19 protein-coding genes are annotated in these 21,263 nt (G+C 70.7%); 12 read left to right on the top strand and 7 right to left on the bottom strand.

Annotated elements, in window-relative coordinates; all coding sequences use genetic code 11:
* Positions 1-191: 191 nt before the first annotated feature.
* The gene (gene gdhA, locus BGO46_RS01925; RefSeq protein ID WP_292677770.1) at positions 192-1,544 is read right to left on the bottom strand and encodes an NADP-specific glutamate dehydrogenase; all 1,353 of its coding nucleotides are present in this window, start codon (positions 1,542-1,544) and stop codon (positions 192-194) included.
* An 87-nt stretch (positions 1,545-1,631) separates the two neighbouring features.
* Here gdhA and BGO46_RS01920 point away from each other — a divergent pair, with 87 nt between their 5' ends.
* Positions 1,632-2,231 (top strand): gamma carbonic anhydrase family protein, encoded by a 600-nt coding sequence (locus BGO46_RS01920; protein ID WP_292677889.1) that lies wholly within the window; start codon positions 1,632-1,634, stop codon positions 2,229-2,231.
* A gap of 223 nt (positions 2,232-2,454) precedes the next feature.
* Here the strand turns inward: BGO46_RS01920 and BGO46_RS01915 are convergent, their stop codons facing one another.
* A complete protein-coding gene (locus BGO46_RS01915; protein ID WP_292677772.1) occupies positions 2,455-5,148 on the bottom strand; it encodes a phosphoenolpyruvate carboxylase in 2,694 nt (897 codons plus the stop codon).
* A 108-nt stretch (positions 5,149-5,256) separates the two neighbouring features.
* Here BGO46_RS01915 and BGO46_RS01910 point away from each other — a divergent pair, with 108 nt between their 5' ends.
* From BGO46_RS01910 to BGO46_RS01895, 4 genes are all read left to right on the top strand, one after another.
* The gene (locus BGO46_RS01910) at positions 5,257-6,426 is read left to right on the top strand and encodes a Na+/H+ antiporter NhaA (protein ID WP_292677774.1); all 1,170 of its coding nucleotides are present in this window, start codon (positions 5,257-5,259) and stop codon (positions 6,424-6,426) included.
* 176 nt (positions 6,427-6,602) lie between these two features.
* Positions 6,603-7,265 carry a MazG family protein gene (locus BGO46_RS01905; protein ID WP_292677891.1) on the top strand — a complete coding sequence of 221 codons (663 nt, stop codon included), beginning with the start codon at positions 6,603-6,605 and terminating at the stop codon, positions 7,263-7,265.
* Positions 7,266-7,342: 77 nt separating this feature from the next.
* A complete protein-coding gene (locus BGO46_RS01900; RefSeq protein ID WP_292677893.1) occupies positions 7,343-8,641 on the top strand; it encodes an ATP phosphoribosyltransferase regulatory subunit in 1,299 nt (432 codons plus the stop codon).
* Between the two features lie 204 nt (positions 8,642-8,845).
* Positions 8,846-9,733 carry an SGNH/GDSL hydrolase family protein gene (locus tag BGO46_RS01895; protein ID WP_292677776.1) on the top strand — a complete coding sequence of 296 codons (888 nt, stop codon included), beginning with the start codon at positions 8,846-8,848 and terminating at the stop codon, positions 9,731-9,733.
* A 4-nt stretch (positions 9,734-9,737) separates the two neighbouring features.
* Here BGO46_RS01895 and BGO46_RS01890 read toward each other — a convergent pair whose 3' ends face one another.
* Entirely contained in the window at positions 9,738-10,211 is a 474-nt protein-coding gene (locus BGO46_RS01890; protein WP_292677778.1) for a DUF4442 domain-containing protein, read from the bottom strand.
* 84 nt (positions 10,212-10,295) lie between these two features.
* Between BGO46_RS01890 and BGO46_RS01885 the strand changes: the two genes are divergently transcribed.
* Together BGO46_RS01885 and BGO46_RS01880 are read left to right on the top strand one after the other, a co-directional pair.
* Positions 10,296-10,664 (top strand): GntR family transcriptional regulator, encoded by a 369-nt coding sequence (locus BGO46_RS01885; protein ID WP_292677780.1) that lies wholly within the window; start codon positions 10,296-10,298, stop codon positions 10,662-10,664.
* Positions 10,661-11,662: a DUF1648 domain-containing protein gene (locus BGO46_RS01880; RefSeq protein ID WP_292677782.1), complete on the top strand. Its 1,002-nt coding sequence runs from the start codon at positions 10,661-10,663 to the stop codon at positions 11,660-11,662. The genes BGO46_RS01885 and BGO46_RS01880 overlap by 4 nt, the downstream gene beginning before the upstream one ends.
* A 15-nt stretch (positions 11,663-11,677) precedes the next feature.
* Here the strand turns inward: BGO46_RS01880 and BGO46_RS01875 are convergent, their stop codons facing one another.
* Genes BGO46_RS01875 through BGO46_RS01860 form a run of 4 tightly spaced genes read right to left on the bottom strand, consistent with a single transcriptional unit; the run spans position 11,678 to position 16,872 of the window.
* The gene (locus BGO46_RS01875) at positions 11,678-12,502 is read right to left on the bottom strand and encodes an energy-coupling factor transporter transmembrane component T (RefSeq protein ID WP_292677784.1); all 825 of its coding nucleotides are present in this window, start codon (positions 12,500-12,502) and stop codon (positions 11,678-11,680) included.
* Entirely contained in the window at positions 12,502-14,280 is a 1,779-nt protein-coding gene (locus tag BGO46_RS01870; protein ID WP_292677786.1) for an ABC transporter ATP-binding protein, read from the bottom strand. The genes BGO46_RS01875 and BGO46_RS01870 overlap by 1 nt, the downstream gene beginning before the upstream one ends.
* 2 nt (positions 14,281-14,282) lie before the next feature.
* Complete coding sequence (locus BGO46_RS01865; RefSeq protein WP_366246774.1) at positions 14,283-15,182, bottom strand: cell division protein FtsQ; 900 nt, start codon at positions 15,180-15,182, stop codon at positions 14,283-14,285.
* 25 nt (positions 15,183-15,207) lie between these two features.
* Positions 15,208-16,872, bottom strand: a complete 1,665-nt coding sequence (locus BGO46_RS01860; RefSeq protein WP_292677788.1) for an HAD-IIIA family hydrolase — start codon at positions 16,870-16,872, stop codon at positions 15,208-15,210.
* Positions 16,873-17,007: 135 nt separating this feature from the next.
* On the opposite strand from BGO46_RS01860, the gene BGO46_RS01855 reads away from it, so the two are divergent.
* The 5 genes from BGO46_RS01855 (at position 17,008) to BGO46_RS01835 (ending at position 21,262) form a co-directional block, all read left to right on the top strand.
* The gene (locus BGO46_RS01855; protein WP_292677790.1) at positions 17,008-18,003 is read left to right on the top strand and encodes a LacI family DNA-binding transcriptional regulator; all 996 of its coding nucleotides are present in this window, start codon (positions 17,008-17,010) and stop codon (positions 18,001-18,003) included.
* Between the two features lie 38 nt (positions 18,004-18,041).
* Complete coding sequence (locus BGO46_RS01850; protein WP_292677792.1) at positions 18,042-18,719, top strand: O-methyltransferase; 678 nt, start codon at positions 18,042-18,044, stop codon at positions 18,717-18,719.
* Between the two features lie 162 nt (positions 18,720-18,881).
* Positions 18,882-20,162, top strand: a complete 1,281-nt coding sequence (gene eno, locus BGO46_RS01845) for a phosphopyruvate hydratase (protein WP_292897060.1) — start codon at positions 18,882-18,884, stop codon at positions 20,160-20,162.
* A gap of 32 nt (positions 20,163-20,194) precedes the next feature.
* Positions 20,195-20,695 (top strand): septum formation initiator family protein, encoded by a 501-nt coding sequence (locus tag BGO46_RS01840; protein WP_292677794.1) that lies wholly within the window; start codon positions 20,195-20,197, stop codon positions 20,693-20,695.
* A gap of 96 nt (positions 20,696-20,791) precedes the next feature.
* Positions 20,792-21,262 carry a DUF501 domain-containing protein gene (locus tag BGO46_RS01835; RefSeq protein ID WP_292677897.1) on the top strand — a complete coding sequence of 157 codons (471 nt, stop codon included), beginning with the start codon at positions 20,792-20,794 and terminating at the stop codon, positions 21,260-21,262.
* Position 21,263 lies beyond the last annotated feature (1 nt).

The raw sequence follows: 21,263 nt of genomic DNA, 5'->3' as shown, positions 1-21,263 counted from the left end.
ATCTGCGCGTGCCAAACCGGGTGGCGCTGGCGACCAGCTCGGGGCTGCTGAGCTGTTCCTACGTGCCACCTGGTTCCCCGCGCACCCAGAAGGCTGGCGCAAATGCGCATCTCAAGGATGCCCAGGGGCACATTCGCGCCAACAAGATCGCCCGCCCCGGCGCCACCACGCGTCGCCGGGCGGGCGCAACCTCAGATGAGGCCGAGTGCGAGCATCGCGTCGGCGACGCGCGTGAAGCCGGCGATGTTGGCGCCGGCGACGTAGTCTCCGGGGGCGCCGTACTCATCGGCGGTCGTCAGGCACCGGTCGTGGATCTGGCGCATGATCGTCTGCAGGCGCTCCTCGGTGTGCTCGAAGCTCCACGAATCGCGCGAGGCGTTCTGCTGCATCTCGAGGGCACTCGTCGCCACACCACCCGCGTTGGCCGCCTTGCCGGGGGCGAAGCGCACGCCGGCCTCGCGCAGCACCCGGATCGCGGTCGGCGTCGTGGGCATGTTGGCGCCCTCGGCGACGATCGTGCAGCCGTTGCGGACGAGCGCGCGCGCGGCATCCTCGGGCAGTTCGTTCTGCGTCGCGCAGGGTAGCGCGACATCACACGGGACGTCCCAGATCGAGCCGCCCTCGACGTAGGCGACGTGAGCGCCGCGCGCGGCGGCGTAGTCGGCGACGCGTCCGCGGTGGCCGTTTTTGATCTCCTTGAGGAGGTCGAGGTCGATGCCCTGCTCGTCGACGATGTAGCCGTTCGAGTCCGAGCACGCGACGACCGTGCCGCCCAGCTGGTGGATCTTCTCGATCGCGTAGATCGCGACGTTGCCCGAGCCCGACACGACCACGCGCTTGCCCTCGAACGAGTCGCCCGTCGCGCGCAGCATCTCGTCGACGAAGAAGACGGCGCCGTATCCGGTCGCCTCGGTGCGCACGCGGGAACCGCCCCAGGTCAGGCCCTTTCCGGTGAGGACACCCGACTCATAGCGGTTCGTGATGCGCTTGTACTGACCGAACATGTAGCCGATCTCGCGCGTGCCGACGCCGATGTCGCCGGCGGGGACGTCGGTGTACTCGCCGATGTGGCGGTACAGCTCGGTCATGAACGACTGGCTGAAGCGCATGATCTCGGCATCCGACCGGCCCTTCGGATCGAAGTCCGAGCCGCCCTTGCCTCCGCCGATCGGCAGACCCGTGAGCGAGTTCTTGAAGATCTGCTCGAAGCCGAGGAACTTGACGATGCCGAGGTAGACGCTCGGGTGGAAGCGCAGCCCGCCCTTGAATGGGCCGAGAGCCGAGTTGAACTCGACGCGGAACCCACGGTTGAGCTGCACGCGGCCGGCGTCATCGGTCCACGGCACCCGGAAGATGATCTGCCGCTCGGGCTCGCACAGGCGTCGAATGATCTCGCCGTCGGTGTACTGCGGGTGCTTCGCGATGACCGGGCCCAGGCTCTCGAGGACTTCGCGCACGGCCTGGTGGAACTCGGTCTCGCCGGGATTGCGGCGGATGACTTCCTCGAAGACGGACTGGACAGAGTCGGGCAGCGGTTGGGGCATGGTGGAGCTCTCGATCGGGAAATGCCGCACGGGTCCGCACCGATGAGGATGTTGCGACCTGCCCACACTAGCGGCAGGGTGGCAGACATGCAGTTCGAGCACCTCGGGGCGCGGCCCCGCATCCACCCCGACGCCGTTGTCGCGCCGACCGCCGTCGTCTCGGGAGAGGTCACGATCGGGGCAGGATGCCAGGTGCTGCACGGCGCCGTCATTACTGCCGAGGGCGGCGCGATCACCCTCGCCGAGAACGTCATCGTGATGGAGAACGCGCTGATCCGCGCGAGCGCGGCCAACCCCGTGCACATCGGCTCGCACGTGCTGGTCGGCCCGACCGCGAGTCTGTCTGGGGCGACGGTCGCCGACGAGGTGTTCCTCGCGACCGGGACGCGCGTGTTCAACGGCGCGCGCATCGGCACGCGCAGCGAGGTGCGCATCGGCGCCGTCGTGCACTTGCGCACGGTGTTGCCGCCGGACTCGGTCGTGCCGATCGGGTGGGTCGCCGTCGGTGACCCCGCCCAGGTGCTGTCACCTGACCGGCACGAGGAGATCTGGGCGTTGCAGAAGGACCTCGACTTCCCGGGTTACGTGTTCGGCCTCGACCGCGACACGCCCGACCTCATGATCCAGCTGACCGAGCGCTACGGCGCCGCCCTCGCCCGCCACCGCGACGATCGCCGCGTCGACTGATCGGCGCAGGCGCTGGCGCGCCGCAGGCGCTGGCGTGCCGCAACATCCGGCGTGCCGCAACATCCGGTGTGCCGCAACATCCGGCGTGCCGCAATAACACAGGAGTCGCGCGCCCACGCGCGGGCTGTCTCCGCGTGATTCCGCGGGTCGCCCCGCGCGTCGCCATCGGCGTTCCTGAGTTGTTGCGGTCAGCCCCGCGCGACCGGCGCGACGACGCTCGGGATCACCCCGTGTTCTGCAGCCCCGCCGAGACGCCCGAGACGCTGAGTAGCAGCAGCCGCTGCCAGCCCGGCAGGTCGGCATCCGACACGTCGCCCGCCCGCAGCGTGCGCAGCGCGCGCAGCTGCAGCAGCGACAGCGCGTCGACGTACGGGCTGCGCATCTTGACGGCGCGCTGCAGCACGGGCTTGTTGGCGAGCAGCTCGTCGCCGCCGGTGATCGCGATGACCCAGCGGCGCGTGAGGCGCATCTCGTCCAGGACCAGCGCGGCGAGTTCGGGCTGATCGCCGAGATCGAGGTAGCGCTGCGCGATGCGGTCGTCGGCCTTCGCCAGGCTCATGCCGACATTGTCGATCACCGTGCGCAACAGCGGCCACTCGGCGTACGCGCGGCGCAGTGCCTCTTCGTCACCGACGGCCTCGAGGGCCGTGCCGAGTCCGAACCAGCCGGCCAGATTGATGCGAGCCTGCGACCACGCGAACACCCACGGAATCGCCCGCAGGTCTTCGAGCGACTCGACCGAGAGCCCGCGGCGCGCCGGGCGTGAGCCGAGCGCGAGCAGCCCTATCTCTTCCATCGGCGTGACGGTCGCGAACCACGGCGCGAACCCGTCGGCCTTCACGAGCGCGAAGAAGCGCTCTCGCGAGGCACGGTCCATCGTCGCGGCGATGTCGGCGTAGCGCTCGGCCGCCGCGCTGTTGCGCTGCTCGTTCGAGGGGGCGGATGCCAACAGCACCGCCGCCGCGACCTGGTCGATGTGGCGCATCGCGATGTTCGGGTCGCCGTAGCGGGCGAAGATGACCTCGCCCTGTTCGGTCAGCTTGAACCGTCCGTCGACCGAGTGCGGCGGCTGCGCCAAGATCGCCGAGTTGGCGGGGCCGCCGCCGCGGCCGAGGGCACCGCCGCGTCCGTGGAAGAGGGTGAGGTGGATGCCGGCATCCTGCGCCCACGCCGCAATCTTCGCCTGCGCTTCGTACAACGCCAGGTTCGCGGCGACCGGGCCGACGTCCTTCGACGAGTCGGAGTAGCCGAGCATGACCTCGAGGTGGCGGTCGGTTGCGTCCAGACGCGCGGCGAAGTCGGGGTCGCTGACGATCTCGGCCATGATCGCGGGCGCGGCCTGCAGATCGGCGAAGGTTTCGAACAGCGGGATCACGTCGAGCACAGGGGGAGTGCCGCCCGCGCCGACCGCGTAGCGGGCGAGGCGGTGCACGTTCGCGAGGTCGGTCGCCGACTGCGTGAACGACACGATGTAGCGGCCCGCGGCGCCCGGCCCGTAGCGGCGCTGGATCTGCGCGATCGTGCGGAAGACCTCGAGCACCTCCTCAGCCTGCGTGCTGAGCGTGCCCGTGAGCTGGCCGCCCGTGGCCGCGGCATCGCACTCGGCGAGGACCTTCGCATGGACGGCGGAGTGCTGGCGCACCTCGAGCTCGGCCAGGTGGAATCCGAACGTCTCGACCTGCCACAGCAGCTGCTGCAGGTGCCCGTACGCCTGTCGCGGAGCGCCCGCGGCGACGAGCGAGTCCTGCACGACGCGCAGGTCGTCCAGCAGGTGCGCCGGGTCGCGGTACGCCAGGTCGGCGTCGCGACGGCGCGTCGCGGCGATGCGGCGCCCGAGCAGCAGCATCACGCGCTTGTGCGGCTCGACCTTGGCCCGCTTCGCGGCATCCGCAGCCCCTTCTTCGTCGGCGGCGCCGAGGCGTTGCAACAGCGCCGTCAGGGCCGGGCTGGGCGGCGTCGTCCCCGCTGACAGCGTGAGGGTCTTCGCAATGCGGTCGGCCGAGCTCTCCAGCCCCAGCAGGATGTGCTCGGCCGCGATGCCGGCCGCCTTCTTGGTGACCGATGCCGTGACGAACGGGTTGCCGTCGCGGTCACCGCCGACCCAGGTTCCGAGCCGAACGAAGGGGCGCACGATGGGCGCGCGACTGCCTGCAGCCGGCCCCTGCAGCGCGTCGTCGACGCGGCGGTACACGTGCGGGACGGCGGTGTAGAGCGTCTCGTCGAAGACGGACATGATGGCGCGCACCTCGTCGACAGGTGTCGGCTTCTCGGCGCGCAGCGGAGCGGTGCGCCACAGTGTGTCGATCTCTTCGAGCATGCGGCGCTCGGTGCGGCGCTCGTCGGCCCCGCCGCGCAGCGAAACGTCGTACTCGGTCAGCAGTGCGACGAGGCGACGGATGCTGGTGGAGACGGCACGACGCCGGGCCTCGGTGGGGTGGGCCGTGAACACCGGGTGGAAGCGCAGCTGTTGCAGGCGGCGCAGCGCCGTGTCGTCGCCGACCTCGGCAGCGAGGCGCACGAAGGCGGCGGCCACCGAATCGGCGGCGTTCTCTTTCTCGGGGCGGCCGTCGCGCTCGCGCAGTACGCGCACGCGCTGGTGCTCCTCGGCGAGGTTGACGAGGTGGAAGTACACCGTGAAAGCACGGGCGACCTCATCGGCGCGCTCGAGCGAGAACGACTCGGCGATCGCCGCGGCGCGCTCGAACGCCTCGGGGGACTCGTCGGTGTAGGCGGCTATCGTCGCCTGGCGCAGGCGTTCGACGTCCTCGTAGAGACCGGGCGTGCCGCTCTCGCGCAGCACACGGCCGAGCAGAGCGCCGAGCATGCGCACGTCGGCGCGCATGCGCTCGGGCAGTTCCTGCTCGGCTTCGCCACGGCCGACGAGGTCGATGGCATCGGTGCGGGGCATCTCAGGCATCCCTCCACGCTAACGGGCCGGTGTTTCGGTTTTGTCACGGGTTACGCTGGAGTCGGTGTGTCGGGAAGCCTGGTCGACGGTGTAAGACCCGACCCTGGAGGATTTCTGATGCACCTGCTCCGATCTGAGCGCTTTCCCGCGATGCTTCTGCTGGTCGCCGCCGCGGCGGGACTCGTACTGGCCAACTCGCCCGCGGCCGATGCCGCGTTCGGGGTGAAGGATGCCTCGATCGGCATCCTCGGCATCTTTGAGATGTCGGTCGGTCACTGGATTCAGGACGGCCTGCTGGCGATCTTCTTCTTCGCGGCGGCGGTCGAGCTGCAGTACGAGCTGACGACCGGGCAGCTCGCGTCGCGTCGTCGTGCGGTGATGCCCGCGATCGCGGCGGCAGGCGGCGTGCTTGTGCCGATCGCGATCTACCTCGCCGTGACGGCAGGCTCTGCCGATGGTGCGGCGGGCTGGCCGATTCCGACGGCGACCGACATCGCGTTCGCGCTCGGCGTATTGGCGGTGTTCGGGCGCGGGCTGCCGTCGGGAGTGCGGGTGTTCCTGCTGGCGCTGGCGATCCTCGACGACATCGTCGGGATCGTGTTCATCGCGGTGCTGTTCACCTCCGGCGTCGACTTCGCGATGCTGCTGCTCGCTCTCGGGTTCGTCGTCGTGTTCGGATTCTGCAGTCGTGCGCTCGACACGCGCGGTCGGCCGTTCGCGATCGCGGGACTTGTCGTCTCGGGCCTCGGGACCTGGTTTGCTGTGCACGAGTCGGGGGTGCACGCGACGATCGCGGGTGTCGTGCTGGGTCTCGTGATGGCGCAGCAGCCTGCGCTGCGCACGCGGCATGCGATCGAGCCGTGGGTGAACGGCGTCGTGCTGCCGCTGTTCGCGCTATCTGCCGCCCTCGTGACGATCCCCGCCGTGTCGGTGGGCGAGCTCTCGCCCGCGTTCTGGGGCGTCCTGGTCGCGCTGCCGGTCGGAAAGATCGTCGGGATATCGCTCGCGGGCGCAGCCGCGCAACGGATGCTGCGGCATCCGTCCGGTGAACGACTCGCCTTCGGCGACCTGGTCGCGGCCGGGGCCCTGGGCGGCATCGGGTTCACGGTGTCGCTGCTGCTGAGCGAGTTGGCGTTCGAATCGCAGCCGGTGATCCGAGACGAGGCGACGCTGGGCGTGCTCGCCGGGTCGGTGATCTCGCTCATTCTTGCCGGGATCCTCGTATCGTGGCGGGCATGGCATCACCGACGAGTGACCCCCAGCGCGACGGCGCCGGCGCCGGCGTGACCGGCCCGGCCGCGACCGCGCCCGCCCCGGCTGCCGGCCCGGCCGCGACCCGTCCTCCGTCTACGAGACTGCGTTCTGGCGACGAGACGGCGGACGTGGCACGCAGCCTCGTCGCGCAGACGCCGTCTCGCGATGGAGAAGCTCCCGCCGACCCGCTGCGGGAGGCGGCCGAGACGATGCGCGCCGTGCGCGAGCGGTGTGTGTGGTCGCAGCGCATCACGCACGACGACCTGGTACCGTACCTCGTCGAGGAGTCGGCCGAACTCGTCGACGCCGTCGAGACCGGCACGCGCGCCGACCTGCGCGAGGAACTCGGCGACCTGCTGTGGCAGGTGCTGTTCCACGCGGCGATCGCCGCGCAGGACCCTGACGATCCGTTCGACATCGACGACGTGGCATCCGGCCTGGTCGAGAAGATGGTGCGGCGGCATCCGCACGTATTCGCGGACGCTGTCGCGACGACGCCCGAGGAAGTCCTCGTGCACTGGAACGCAGCGAAGGCCGCCGAGAAGCGCGAGCGCCGCTCGGTGCTCGATGGGGTGTCGCCGCACATGCCCTCGCTCGCTCTCGCACAGAAGCTCCTCGGCCGTGCCGCGCCGCTCGGAATCGCCGCGCCGCCCGCGAACCAGCAGCGGCGCATCGAAACAGCACCCGCCGACCGCCGTCTCGATGCACGACTGCAGTCCCGCGGTCAGGGGCCGGCGACGGAGGAGGAACTGGGGGACACGCTGCTGGGGCTCGTCGGGCGGGCGCGGCAGCAGGGATGGGATGCCGATCGGGCACTCCGAGGGGCGATCCGGCGCCTCGAGGACGAGATCCGCGCGGCCGAACGCGGCTGAGCCGGGGTGCGTCCGCACGGCCCACTGCGCCGACCTGGAAGAATGGCACCGTGGCATCCGTGAACCCGCCGCGCGGCATGCGCGACTTCCTCCCCGCCGACAAGGCCCGCCGCGAGCGCGTGCTCGCCGTCATCCGCGAGCGTTATCGCGCGCACGGCTTCGACGAGATCGAGACTCCCGTCGTCGAGGACTACGACCGCCTCCACGCCGGGATCGGCGGCGATAACGAGAAGCTCGCGTTCAACGTGCTCAAGCGGGGGCTGGATGCTGAGGCGATCCGCGCCGCCGCTGACGACCCCGCCGCGCTGAGCGACCTCGGACTGCGGTACGACCTGACCGTGCCGCTGGCCCGCTTCTACGCGACGAACCGGGCGCAACTGCCGACGGTGTTCCGGTCGATCCAGATGGCGCCGGTGTGGCGGGCCGAGCGTCCGCAGAAGGGGCGCTACCGCCAGTTCGTGCAGTGTGACATCGACATCATCGGCGATGCCACCGGGCGCGCCGAGGCCGAGCTGCTCGCCGCGAGCCTCGACACGCTCGACGCACTGGGACTGGAGGGTGGCTCGATCCGCATCAACGACCGCCGCGCTCTCGACTGGATGCTCGAGCACTTCGGCTTCACCCCTGACGAGCGGCCCGGCGTGCTCATCACGATCGACAAGCTCGACAAGCTGGGCGATCAGGGTGTGGTCGCCGAGCTGCGCGAGCGCGGCGCATCGGCGAGCGCCGTCGACGCGTTCGAGGCGTTCCTGCGCCGTCCGCAGACGCTCGAGTTCCGCCCTTACGGTGCGGGTCAGATCCGCAAGGCGCTGCCCGAGGGTGTGCCCGACGAGATCGTCGCCGACCTCGTCGCGATCGGCGAGGCCGTCGGCGCGGCGCGCGCCTCGACCAGCCCCTCGCCCGGCGGCTCGACGGGCGGGGGAGCGGCCGGCGGCGTCCCGCTGCACTTCGATCCGTTCCTGGTGCGCGGCATGGGCTACTACACCGGCACGATCTTCGAGCTCGCGCACCCGAGCGTCGACTACTCGCTGGGCGGCGGCGGCCGCTACGACGGCATGATCGGCCGGTTCCTCGGCCAGGACGTGCCCGCCGTCGGCTTCTCGATCGGCTTCGAGCGGATCGTCGACCTGCTCGAGGCAGGTGCGGATGCCGCGGCATCCGCCGTCGTGCTCGTGCACGATCGCGACGTGCCCGTCGCTGAGCTCGTCGCGCTGAAGGCGGCGCTCATTGCCGAGGGCTCGCGGGTGCGGCTCGAGCAGCGCACCAAGAACCTGAAGGCGCTGCTCGAGCGCGCGGCCGCCGACGGCTACACCGCGTTCGCGACGGTGTCGGCCGGCGCCACCCGCGGCGATCTGGAGCTCAAGCCGCTCTCTTGACGGCGCGCGTGCTCGGCTCGGCGTGCCGAAAACCTGCTGTGTGGGGCAGGTGAGCACTCAAACCTGCCCCTGAGCGCACTCCTGCACCAGCGATCAGTAGTTCGGCCCGCCATAGCGCGAGTAAGGCGCACGCCGGCACGGCGCGTCACCGCGCGGTCACTCGCGTGATGGCATCTGTTCACCGCGATGGGCTGGCATGGGCGCATGACTGCATCGCGCGCCGCCGCGCCGCGGCCCGCTGTCGTCGCGGCGGTCGGCACCGTGGCGGCGGCTGGACTCGTGTTCCTCGGTGCGCGTGCGATGCTCGTGCGCCAGGCCGCCGTCGCGCGGCGGCGCATCGGCAAGCCGTTCGACGGCGACGATGCCGTGGACTCTGACCGCGTGTGGGGTGCGCGCTTCGAGGGGCGCCCGCTCGAGCTCGTGGTCCTGGGCGACTCGATCGCGGCGGGGCTCGGCGCCGAGCGGCGCAAAGACACCCTCGGGGCTCGGCTCGCGAAAGGGCTCGCTCGCGCACAGCGGCGCCGGGTGCGGCTGCGGACGGCCGCCGTCGTCGGCGCCGAGTCGTCGATGCTTGCGGCGCAGATCGACGGTCTGCCCGACGATTACCGTCCCGATGTCGCCGTGATCGTCGTGGGCGGCAATGACGTCACGCACCGCGTGTCGGTCTCGACCTCGGTCGGACACCTCGACGAGGCGGTCGGGCGTCTGCAGGATCTCGGCGCCGCCGTCGTGGTGGGCACGTGCCCCGATCTCGGGTCGCTACGACCCGTCCCGCAGCCCTTGCGCGCGCTCGGCGCGCGACTGTCACGTCAGCTCGCCGACGCGCAGGCCGAGGTCGTCGCCCGCCGCGGTGCCCGCGCGGTGTCGCTGCGCCGCGCGGTCGGCCCGTTCTTCGTGACACAGCCCGAGGAGATGTTCAGCCTCGACCGGTTCCACCCGAGCGCCCTCGGCTACCGTCGCACGGCCGAGGCGCTACTGCCCGCCGTGCGCGCCGCGCTCGCCGAGGCGAAAGCTGCAGCGAAGGCCGACGCGAGATCTGCGAAGGCCGACGTGAAAGCCGCCGCACAGCCCACACTCGCGCCGAGCGCCTGAGGCGTCACCCCGCCGCAGCGTCGGTCACGCGCCGCTTCTCGCGGACGTACACCTCGCGGCGCACGTGCGCGACGACGTCGCCCGAGGCATCCGTGATGTCGGTCTCGAACCACTCGAGCACCTTCGCGCCGCCCTTGGCACGCTCGCGCAGAGCGGCGGCCTGCTCACTCGGCACATGGAAGTGCGCCGTCAGCACGCCGCGCCCGGGCTTGAGCATCTCGATCTCGCCGCGGGTGTCCCACACGACGTAGTCGCGGCCGAGCTGGTGCAACACGAGCATGAAGAAGTACGGGTCGGTCATCGCCGACAGCGACCCGCCGAACGCGGTCTTGACGTAGTTGCGGGTGATCACGTTGACGTGCAGTTCGACGGTCGCACGCGTCCAGTCATCCGAGAACTTCTTCACGCGGATGCCGCTGAACAGGTTCGGTGCCCACAGGCTCATACCGATCGCGAGGCGGCGGGGAGTGATTCGCATTCCGCCAGTGTGCCGAGGGGGTGGATGCCGGGCACATCGATTGTCCGCCTTTCACAACTGTTCTAGTTGTACTAGAATAGGCACATGCTCCTCCGCATCGATCCGCAGGCGACGACGCCGCTGTTCACGCAGCTCGCCGACGCCGTGCGCGCCGAGGTCGTCGCCGGCCGGGTACGGGCGGGGGAGCGCCTGCCGTCGGCGCGCGAACTGGCCGCCGCGCTCGAGGTGAACCTGCACACCGTGCTGCACGCGTACCAGCAGTTGCGCGACGAAGGACTCGTGCAGATGCACCGCGGCCGCGGTGCCGTCGTGACCGCCGCCGCGGCGCAGTCGGCCGCGCTGCACGCCGACCTCACCGAGGTCGCCCGCCGGGCGTGTGAGCTCGGTGTCTCCGCCGACGCGTTCGCCGCGCTGGCCCGCCACGCCGCTCTGACCCTGGAGGAATCCGCATGACCGGCCGTGCCCCGCTCGCCGTCCGCCGTTTCACTCTCGTGGCCCTCATGCTGCCGCTCATCGTGACGGCGATCGCGGTCGCGATCCAGCTGATCGTGTTGCCGCGCGTGCCCGATCCGATTGCGATCCACTGGGGCTCAGGCGGTGGGCCGAACGGCTCGGGCCCCGCGTGGCTGCTGATCGTCTTGACGCTCGTCGTCGGACTCGGCGTGCCGCTGCTCATCGCACTCTCGGCGCACGCCGGGCTGCGGCGCGGCGACCGCGGCGCGACCTATCGCCTGCTCGGTGCGGTCGCTCTCGCGACCTCGGTGCTCATGGGCGTGCTCGGCGCGTGGACCTTCGTCGCGCAGGCCGATCTCGCGTCGTGGCAGGATGCCCCATCGGTCGTCGTCCCGCTCGTCGTCGCGTTCGCCGTCGCGGTCGTCACGGGGGTGGTCGGGTGGCTGATTCAGCCCGACGAACCCTACCGCCCGACACTGCTCGCGCCGGAGGCGCCCATCGAGCTCGACGGCGACGAACGCGCCGTCTGGCTGCAGCGCGTGCAGCTTGCACGCGGCGCCGCGATCGCGCTCGTCGCGGCGTTCGTGCTGCTGGTCGTGGTCACTCTCGTGACCGCCTTCGCGGATGCGCCGGCGGGCACGGTCGTGATCCTCGTCGTCGTGACCGTCGTGTGTGCCGCCGCTGTCGTCTCGACGCTCGCCTTCCACGTGCGCGTGGACGCGGCGGGTCTGACCGTCAACTCGATCGTGGGTCTGCCGCGTCTGCACGTGCCGCTGCGCGACATCGCATCGGCCGAGGCAGTCGACGTCAACCCGATGGGGGAGTTCGGCGGCTGGGGCATGCGCTGGGCTCCCGGCGGAGGTTTCGGCATCGTGTTGCGCTCGGGCCCCGGCATCCGCGTGCACCGGACGAACGGCAAGGTCATCACCGTCACGGTCGAGGATGCCGCGACCGGCGCCGCCCTGCTCGGCGTCCTCGCCGCCCGCGCGAAGGCCTGACCGCGCCGCCGACCGCTATCGGTAGACCGGCCAGGCGGCGCCGGCGGCGAAGGCGACGGCGATCGCGAAGAGCGTCACGACGAGGACGATGACATCGAGCGGGCGGATGTGCAGCTTCGCCATGCGGATGCGGCGGCCGTTGGCGTTCGCGGCGCCGTGCGTGAATCCGCGGGTCTCGAGCGCCTCGACCGTCGTGCGCACCGACTTCGCCGTGTTGAGGAAGATCGGGTAGAACGACAGCACCGCGAGCTGCGCCCACTGCACGCCGACGCGCCATCCCAGCAGGCCCTTCTTCGCCGGCGGCGCGGTGCGCAGGCGGTAGCCCTCGAAGACGGTGCTGAACTCCTCGATGAGGATCGGCAGCATGCGATATCCGTAGCTCACGCCGAACGCCAGCATCTGCGGCGCGCGGAACGCGAGCAGCGCATCGGAGAGCTTCTCGGGGTCGAGCGACACGAACGCCGCCATGCTCGCAAGCGCCACCACGCCGAGCTTGAGGTTGAGCGCGGCCAGCGCGATGACGGTATCGATGTTGCCACCGAAAAGCCATGCCGCAATCGACATGTAGACGACTTCCATGCCCATCCCGAGCACGAACAGGCCGAGGATCAGGGGCCCGACCCGCGCGAGGAAGATCGACACGACACCGATCGCGAACAGGCCTGCGAGCACGGTGATGTTGTGCGTGAACCACGGCACGATCGCCAGCACGATGTACCAGACGACGACCGCGCGCGGGTCCATCGCCGCGAACAGGCCGCCGCGGGTCGCATACGCCGTGCGGATGAGCTCCAGCTTGATCCACTCGACCGACAGCACGTCGTGATGCACGCGGGCCATCACACCACCTCCAGTTCCGGTCGGGCCGGGCCGGTCACAGCCGCTGACGCCCCAACCACCGCCTCCGCCGACACCCCGACTAACTCCGCCGACCGCACGGCATCCACCAACTCCGCCACCGACAGCGGCACCGAATCGAGCCCCAACTCCCGCCCGACTACGGCGATCTGCGGCGGGCGCAGGCGCACCCGCTCGAGCAGCGCGGCGTCCGCGAACAGCTCGCGCGGCGTGACGTCGGCGAGCACCTTGCCGCCGTCGAGCACGAGCACGCGACTGGCCCATTCGGCGACGAGCTGCATGTCGTGCGTCGCGACGACGGTGCACTCGATCGAATCGGCGAGCTCGGCGAGCATCGTCGTCACGTCGTCGCGACTCTGCGTGTCGAGGCTCGAGGTCGGCTCGTCCAGCAGCAGCAGCTTCGGACGCATCGCGAGCCCGATGGCGAGCGTCGCGCGGCGCTGCTGGCCGCCCGACAGCGTGCGTCCGTCGCGCTCGGCGAGCGGCACGAGCCCCACGCGGTCGAGCACACGCTGCACGATCGCGTCGGTGTCGGGCATCCGGTGCGAGCGGGGGAAGAGGGCGATGTCGTCGCGGACGGTGCCCTTCAAGAACATGAGCTGCGGATGCTGCGCGAGGTAGGCCGCCGTCGTCGCCATCTCGCGCGCCGACACCGACCGGGTGCTGCGGCCGTCGATCGTGACCTCGCCCTCGCGCGCGACGATGATGCCGGCCAGCAGCTTCAGCAGCGTCGACTTGCCGGCACCGTTGCCGCCGACCAGCGCGATCCGCTCGCCCGCGTGCAGCGTCGTGTCGAGCCCGTCGAGCACGCGCGTGATCGAGCCGCCGACGGCCTTGTAGCCGTGGGTCACGTTCGTCATCTCGGCGACGATGCGTCCGGGGGATGCCGAGGGGTCCGCCTCGTCGTCCACGAAAGCCGCCCGCTCGCGACCCACTGCAACGCGCCCACCGAGCAGCGCGGCCGCCTCTGCGGGGGTGCGGGGCGCGGCATCCACTCCCAATGCCCGCACAGCCTGCACGGCCTGCGGAGCGGGGATGCCGTGCTCTTCGAGCTCGGCGGTGCGCGCGAGCGCCTCGTCGATCGGCAGGTGCCACACCGGCGACCCGTGGGCCATCAGCACGACCGAGCGGGCGTAGCGGGCGACGAATTCGGCGTGGTGCTCGATCGTGATGATCGTGACGCCCTGGCGATTGAGCTCGGCGAGGCGCTCGTAGATCTCCTCGGCGCGGGCGGGGTCGAGCTCGGCGACGGGCTCGTCGACGATGATGACGGCGGGCTTCAGCGCAAGCGCCCCGGCAAGCGCCGTCAGGTGCGCCTGACCGCCCGACAGCTGCCAGATGTAGCGGCCCTCGATCCCGGCGATGCCGAGGGCATCCAGCGCGGCATCCGTGTCTGCGGCATGCGAGTCGCGACCGAAGTTGATGGGGCCGAACGCGACGTCGTCGCGGACGGTGGGGCGCACGAGCTGGTTCTGGAAGTCCTGGTAGACGTACCCGACCTTCGTCGACAGCTCGGCGACGCTGGAGGTGTACGTGTCGACCCCGTCGACCGTCACGGAACCTGCGAACTCTCCGGCCCAGTAGTGCGGGATCAGACCGTTGATGCTCTTGCAGAGCGTGGTCTTGGCCGCCCCGTTGCCTCCGACGACCGCGACGAAGTCGCCGCGCTCGATCGTGAGGTTGACGTTGCGGAGCACATCGGCATCCGCTCCCGGGTATCGGAAGGACAGGTTCTCGATGACGACGACGGGGTCGCTCACGATCAGCGCTCCTGGTTCTTGCGGTAGAGGCGGAACAGCACCAGGGCGATGCCGAGGGTCACGACGATCGCGCCGACGCTCACCCACAGGAATCCGTCGCCGTACTGGTCGAGCAGCTCGGTCTCGACCGCGCCGATCGAGATGTCCCACGCCTCGAGGAAGGCGAAGAAGAACGACGCGATCGCCAGCAGTACGGCGACGGCGACGAACCAGCCGGCCTTGGGAGCCGCACCGGGGATCGGCTCACCGGGAACGCGCGGGCGCACGCCCAGCAGCGGCTCGATCTTGCCGTGCAGCGCCGGGATCAGCCACATCGCGGGGATCGCACCGAACAGGATGCCGCTGATGAGGATGTCGACGCCGAGGCCGATGCCCTCGATCGCGAGGATCGACTGCGGCAGGCCTTCGACGAACTCGGGGTCTTCGAGGCCGATCCACACCTTCGACAGGTCGACGATCGCCGACAGCGCCTTGTCGATCAGCACGACCGTGATCGCGCCGATCCAGATCTGGGTGCGTGAGCGGGGGTTCCGGATGAGCGTGCCCGCGATGTACAGGGCGAGGAACATCTGGATGAAGCCCTCGACCTCGGCCAGGCCCGAGAAGTCGCCCATCAGCAGGTCGGTGAAGATGATCTCGCCGAGGGGCGCGCCCAGGGCTGCCCAGAACGGGCTGAACAGCGCCACCATCGTGAGCGGGACGAAGACGAAGTAGCTGACGGAGACGTCGATCGGGCCGATCGAGACGTCGGGGATGACCTCGAGGATGATGTTCGACAGCCCGAACAGGGCCATCGACAGCACGAAGATCATGAGTTTCTGCGGGGTCGTGAGGTCGCCCCCGGGGGCACCGATGCCGCGCAGCGCGCCTTCGCGTCGGTAGGTGAGGTCGGTCTCGGTCACGGTCGTTCTCCTTGCGGTTCGGGATTCACGGAGCCGGAACGCGGGCTGCGTCACGGGATGTGCGGACAGGGGAGGTCATGAGGCCGGCGAGCTCGCTCGCGGAGTCGACGACGTCGGTCGCGAGGCCGGATGCCAGGGCGGTGTCGAGTTCGACGTCGTCGGTCGTGCCGCCGCGCACGAGCACGCGGTGGGCGATGCCGGCGGCGAGGGCGACGGCCGCATCGTTGTGCGGCTTGTCGCCGAGGAACCACGTGTGGGCGCCGTCGGCGGCCGCGATGACGAGGGCTTCGGTGACGATGCGGGTGTCGGGCTTGCGGAACCCGTTCTCGTCCGAGCACACGTACGCCGCGATCAGGTGGTCGATGCCGTGCGCGGCGCACTCGGCGCGCACGGCGCGTCCGCTGATGGTGTTCGACACGACGACGACGGGGATGCCCGCGGCGCGCGTCTGCTCGAGAAGGTCGCGGATGCCGCTGCGGAGGCTGCGGCGGCTCTTGGCCCGCCCGTACCGGTACATCAGGTCGTGTGCCTCGGCTTCGAGCAGGGCCTGCGCGCGCGGCGAGAGGCCCGCGCCGACGTAGTCGCGCCAGAACGTCGTCGCGTCGAGTTCGCGGATGTCATGCGTGCCACCGGCCTCGACGGCGGCGCGCTGCTCGGCCTTGAAGGCGCGGTGCCGGGCGCGGCCGGCCGCGATGAGCGCGCGGGCGCGTGCCGCGTCGACGCGCTCGTCGGGCCCATCGAGAAGTGCGGCGAGGCGCTCGCCGAACGCGTCGAGCAGGGCATCGTCGGGCACCGAGATCGAGATGACCCCGCCGTGGTCGATGAGCAGCGCCGCACCCCCGGTCGAGGGGGACGCCGGGGTGGACACGGGCGTGGACGACGGGGTGACGTTCACGGCGGGGCGCGGCTGCGCGGCATCCCGCAGCGCCTCGAAGAGCCCCTCGGGGGTCTCGAAGACGGCGTCGGCGCTGTCGGCGATGCCGAACGGCGGGTTGTCGGTGTGCTTGCTCGCGGTGAGGACGACCGCGCCGACGCCCGCGCGGCGGCCCGCGACGACGTCACGGTCCTGCGTGTCGCCGACGTACCAGGCGTCGGCGGGCGAGACGCCCAGCGCCGTCGCGGCGAGCTCGATCATGCGCGGGTGCGGCTTGCGCATGCCGACTTCGTCGCTGTACACCTGCACGGCGAAGGCGTCCGCGAGGCCGTGTGCGGCGAGCAGTCGCCGGTGGCTGCGACCCGAGTGCGCGTTGCTGACGATGCCGAGCGGGATGCCGCGGCGCTGCGCTTCGGCGATGAGGTCGCGGATGCCCGGGCGTACCTCGTGCTCGGAGAGTGTGGTGTTGAGCTCTTCGAGCACCTCGCCGGCTTCGGCGACCAGGAGGGTGCGCACGGGCGTCGGCAGATCGGCGACGAGGAAGTCTCCGACGACTTCGCGGTGGGTCATCTCGCGCGGTTCGAGGCGGCGGCTCGAGGCGTGCTTCCAGTGGCCGAGGGCCGTGATCCCGGCATCCAGTGATGCGCGCACCGAGCCCTGATCGATCACGTGTCCGGCCCGGGCGGCGCGCTCGACGAGCGACGCGGCGAGTTCGTCGCGACCGGACGGGCGCTTGGCCGTCTGGAAGACGACGCCGCCGAAGTCGAGCAGGAGGGCGCGGGGCGCGTGATGCAGGGGGGAGTGGGGATCGGACACAGAGGCTCTTCTCGTTCGTGGTTGCCATCGACCGTACGAAGCGGGCGTATACGTCCAGACACCAGCGCGTGAACGCTCGTGGAACGCTCCAGTTGGAATCTTCTGGAACGCTCCAGCCGCTGGTAGACCAGCAGAGTGAGAGAGCCGCGGGACCGCCCGCCCACCATCCACGACGTCGCCGCGGCGGCGGGCGTGTCGAAGTCGCTCGTGTCGCTCGCGGTGCGCGGGGATGCCGGCGTGCGCGCCGAGACCCGGGCGCGCATCTTGGATGCCGCCGACCGGCTCGGGTACCGGTCGAACCCCTGGGCGCGCTCGCTCGTGCGCGGGCGCAGCCAGACGATCGGTGTCCTGGTGGACGATCTGCGCAGCGGGTATCACACCGACGTCGTGCACGGTGTGGAGGATGCCGCCGAAGCGGGCGGCATGGCGGTCGTGATCGCCGACGGGCGGCGTGATCGCGAGGTGCTGCGGGCGCGCCTGGAGCGCATGCTGGCCCTCGGGGTCGACGGCATCGTGATCGTGTCGGGGCAGGCGGATGCCGCGACGATCGGCGACTTCGCGCGGCGCGTACCGCTCGTGGTGGTCGGGCGGCCGGTCGATCTGCCGCTTGGCGTGGGTCAGGTGTCGAACGACGACCGGTCCGGGATGCGCCTCGCGATGCACCACCTGATCGCGCTCGGGCACCGGCGCGTCGCGCACCTGTCGGGATCGATGCGACCAGCCGCCGTCGCGCGGCGCGATTCGTATCTCGCGATGATGCGCGAACTCGGACTCGAGGACGCGACCGTCGTGGAGGCGGACCCGGCGGTGCTCATTGCCACTGTTGCGGGCGGCGGTGGTGAGGCACCGACGGCGGTGTGCTGCGCGAACGACCGCCTCGCCGTCGATCTCGTCGGGCGGGCGTTCGACGCGGGCATCCGGGTTCCCGACGCGTTGAGCATCGCCGGTTACGACGACATCGACCTCGCGTCGAAGCTGCGCCCCACACTCACGAGCGTCGACCAGCCGCGCCGCGACATGGGCGCTCTCGCGTTGCGGCAGCTGACCGACCTGCTCGCGGGTAACCCCGCCCGGCACGAGGTCGCGACCCCGACCCTCGTCGTCCGCGAGTCGACCGCGCAGGCGAGGTGACGGTTGACGCCGGCTGTCGTGGCGGGTTGGCTGGCGGCATGAGCGAACCCCTGCCGCTGAGTGCGGATGCCGCGCACGCCGTCGACCGCTACCTCGTCGCGACACTCGTCGGCGAAGACCCGGCGCTCGCCGCTGCCGTCGCGGATCAACGTGCAGCGGGGATGCCCGACATCGAAGTCGCCCCGACCGGCGGCAAGCTGCTGCACCTGCTTGCGCGGGCGATCGGGGCGCGCCGGGTGCTCGAGATCGGCACCCTCGGCGGGTATTCGACGATCTGGCTTGCGCGGGCACTGCCCGACGGGGGATCGGTCACGACGATCGAGGCAGAGCCCGCGCACGCCGCCGTCGCGCAGGCGAGCATCGATCGGGCCGGCGTGGGGGAGAAGGTCGAGATCCGCGTCGGCCGAGGCGCGGACGTGCTGCCGACCCTCGAGGGCGCCCCACCGTTCGACCTCGTCTTCATCGACGCCGACAAGGAGTCCAACACGATCTACCTCGACTGGGCGGTCCGCCTGGGCCGCCCCGGTGCGCTCGTCATCGTCGACAACGTCGTGCGCTCGGGCCGCGTCGCCGACCCGGCCGACGACAGCGCGCAGGTCGCAGGGGTCCGCGCGGGCCTGGCGATGCTGCGCGATGACCCCCGCTTCGACGCGACGGCGCTGCAGACGCTGGATGCCAAGGGGTGGGACGGCATCGCGCTCGCCGTCCTCGCCTGACCCCGCGCCACCAACCCCCACAGCCGAACACATCACGAACGCACACGAAACCCAACCCCATAAACCCGGCAGGCGCACTGTGACCTCGGCATCCGCTTCACTATGCTCGAAGACGGACCGACGACGCTCCGAGATTCATCCTCCACAAGCAAGGAGTCCCCTGTGGCACTGATCGAGGCTGTAGGCGCACGCGAGATCCTGGATTCGCGTGGCAACCCGACCGTCGAGGTGGAGGTGTTGCTCGACGACGGGATCGTCCAGCGCGCGGCCGTCCCCTCCGGCGCGTCGACCGGCGCATTCGAGGCGTACGAGCTTCGCGACGGCGACAAGAGCCGTTACGGCGGAAAGGGCGTCCTGAAGGCCGTCGCCGCCGTCATCGACGAGCTCGGCCCCGCCATCGAGGGTGTGGATGCCAGCGAGCAGCGCGTCATCGACGAGATCCTCATCGAGACAGACGGCACCGAGAACAAGTCGCGCACGGGCGCGAACGCGATTCTCGGCGTGAGCCTCGCGGTCGCCAAGGCCGCCGCGGACAGCGCCGACCTGCCGCTGTTCCGCTACGTCGGCGGCCCGAACGCGCACGTCCTGCCCGTGCCGCTGTTCAACGTCATCAACGGTGGCGAGCACGCCGACAACGGCATCGACTTCCAGGAGTTCTTCCTCGCGCCGATCGGCGCCGAGACCTACTCCGAGTCGCTGCGCTGGGGCACCGAGGTCTACCACGTCCTCAAGGGCGAGCTGAAGGCCGCCGGCTTCGCGACGGGCCTCGGTGACGAGGGCGGCTTCGCCCCCGACCTGCCGAGCAACCGCGAGGGCCTCGAGTTCCTGATCCGCGCGATCGAGAAGGCCGGCTTCACGCCCGGCAAGGACGTCGCGGTCGGCCTCGACGTCGCCGCCACCGAGTTCTTCAAGGACGGCGTCTACACGCTCGACGGCAAGGCGCAGACCGCCGATGACCTCATCGCGTTCTACACCGACCTGGTCGACTCGTTCCCGATCGTCACGATCGAGGATGCCCTCGCCGAAGACGACTGGGATGCCTGGAAGGCCCTCACCGACGCGATCGGCTCGAAGGTGCAGCTCGTCGGCGACGACCTGTTCGTCACGAACCCGTCGCGCCTGCAGCAGGGCATCGACCTCGGTGTCGCCAACGCGCTGCTGGTGAAGTTCAACCAGATCGGCTCGCTGTCGGAGACGCTGGATGCCGTGGCCCTGGCCACCTCCAACGGCTACCGCTCGATGTGGTCGCACCGTTCGGGTGAGACCGAGGACACCACGATCGCCGACCTCGTCGTCGCGACCAACGCGGGCCAGATCAAGACCGGCGCGCCCGCTCGCAGCGAGCGTGTCGCGAAGTACAATCAGCTTCTGCGCATCGAGGAAGAACTGGGCGACGCGGCGACCTTCGCCGGCCGTGCGGCCTTCCCCCGTTTCAAGGGCTGACGCGCACTGACGCATTGACGAGAGGGGGAGCCGTGAGCAACACGACGGCTCCCCGTTCTCGTACGCGCGGCCGTGTCGACGTGCGGGAGTGGGCCGGGGGCATCCGCTTCTCGGCGTTCACCGGGATCATGCTCGGGCTCGTCGTCCTCGCCGTCTTCGTGCTTGTACCGACGGTCGGCACCTACCTGTCGCAGCGGCAGGAGATCGCCGCGCTCACCGCATCGGTGCAACTGACCGCCGACGAGGTCGCCGACCTGCAACTGCAGAAGGACCGGTGGTCTGACCCCGCCTACGTCACATCGCAGGCGCGGGCGCGGCTGTACTACGTGCGGCCCGGTGAGGTCGTCTACCTCGTCGACGACGACCTGCCGCCCGCGTCGATCCCGCTCGACCAGCAGCCCGTGAGCGACGAGGTCGAGCAGACTCGCTCCGACTGGATGGCGCAGCTCGTGCGCTCGGTTGCCGCCGCCGGTCTCGCCGAGACGGCGACCGGTCCGACGGATGCCACCGACCCGGCCACCCCGACGCCGTAGGCGCGCGCGGTCCAGCACTCCGTCAGGTGCGGCCGGTAGCCTGTGAGGGTGCCGCACCCCACCCTCACCGCAGCGACCGAAGCTGATCTCGACGTCATGCGCGAGCAGCTCGGCCGGCCCATGCGCGGTGTCGTCGGCATCGCGGCACGCTGCGTGTGCGGCAACCCGACGGTCGTCGCGACCGAGCCGCGCCTGCCCGACGGCACGCCGTTTCCGACGTTCTACTACCTGACCCACCCGGGCGCGACCGCAGCTATGTCGGCGCTGGAGGCCACGCAGGTCATGCGCGAGTTCAGCGACCTGCTCGGCGAGGACGACGACGTGGCGGATGCCTATCGTGCCGCCCACCAAGCGTATTTGTCCGACCGTGCCGTGTACGGCGAGGTCGAAGAGATCGCGGGCATCTCGGCGGGCGGCATGCCGACGCGCGTGAAGTGCCTGCACGCCCTCGCCGGTCACGCCCTGGCCGCAGGGCCCGGCGTCAACCCGATCGGCGACCTCGCGCTCGCGCGCGGCGACTGGTCGCCGCAGCGCTGCACGTGCGTGAACCCGCGGGAGGCCGCGTGAG

The organism is Microbacterium sp. 70-16 (assembly GCF_001898315.1).
In the GTDB taxonomy this organism is placed as follows: Bacteria; Actinomycetota; Actinomycetes; order Actinomycetales; family Microbacteriaceae; genus Microbacterium.
The sequence above is the reverse complement of the archived record's forward strand: the minus strand, read 5'-3'. Positions and strand labels throughout refer to the sequence as shown.

What these genes read in the sequence shown, in the direction of transcription:
- gdhA (WP_292677770.1), bottom strand. Translation starts at nt 1,544, where the DNA reads ATGCCCCAACCGCTGCCCGACTCTGTCCAGTCCGTCTTCGAGGAAGTC.
- BGO46_RS01920 (WP_292677889.1), top strand. Translation starts at nt 1,632, where the DNA reads ATGCAGTTCGAGCACCTCGGGGCGCGGCCCCGCATCCACCCCGACGCC.
- BGO46_RS01915 (WP_292677772.1), bottom strand. Translation starts at nt 5,148, where the DNA reads ATGCCTGAGATGCCCCGCACCGATGCCATCGACCTCGTCGGCCGTGGC.
- BGO46_RS01910 (WP_292677774.1), top strand. Translation starts at nt 5,257, where the DNA reads ATGCACCTGCTCCGATCTGAGCGCTTTCCCGCGATGCTTCTGCTGGTC.
- BGO46_RS01905 (WP_292677891.1), top strand. Translation starts at nt 6,603, where the DNA reads ATGCGCGCCGTGCGCGAGCGGTGTGTGTGGTCGCAGCGCATCACGCAC.
- BGO46_RS01900 (WP_292677893.1), top strand. Translation starts at nt 7,343, where the DNA reads ATGCGCGACTTCCTCCCCGCCGACAAGGCCCGCCGCGAGCGCGTGCTC.
- BGO46_RS01895 (WP_292677776.1), top strand. Translation starts at nt 8,846, where the DNA reads ATGACTGCATCGCGCGCCGCCGCGCCGCGGCCCGCTGTCGTCGCGGCG.
- BGO46_RS01890 (WP_292677778.1), bottom strand. Translation starts at nt 10,211, where the DNA reads ATGCGAATCACTCCCCGCCGCCTCGCGATCGGTATGAGCCTGTGGGCA.
- BGO46_RS01885 (WP_292677780.1), top strand. Translation starts at nt 10,296, where the DNA reads ATGCTCCTCCGCATCGATCCGCAGGCGACGACGCCGCTGTTCACGCAG.
- BGO46_RS01880 (WP_292677782.1), top strand. Translation starts at nt 10,661, where the DNA reads ATGACCGGCCGTGCCCCGCTCGCCGTCCGCCGTTTCACTCTCGTGGCC.
- BGO46_RS01875 (WP_292677784.1), bottom strand. Translation starts at nt 12,502, where the DNA reads ATGGCCCGCGTGCATCACGACGTGCTGTCGGTCGAGTGGATCAAGCTG.
- BGO46_RS01850 (WP_292677792.1), top strand. Translation starts at nt 18,042, where the DNA reads ATGAGCGAACCCCTGCCGCTGAGTGCGGATGCCGCGCACGCCGTCGAC.
- BGO46_RS01835 (WP_292677897.1), top strand. Translation starts at nt 20,792, where the DNA reads ATGCGCGAGCAGCTCGGCCGGCCCATGCGCGGTGTCGTCGGCATCGCG.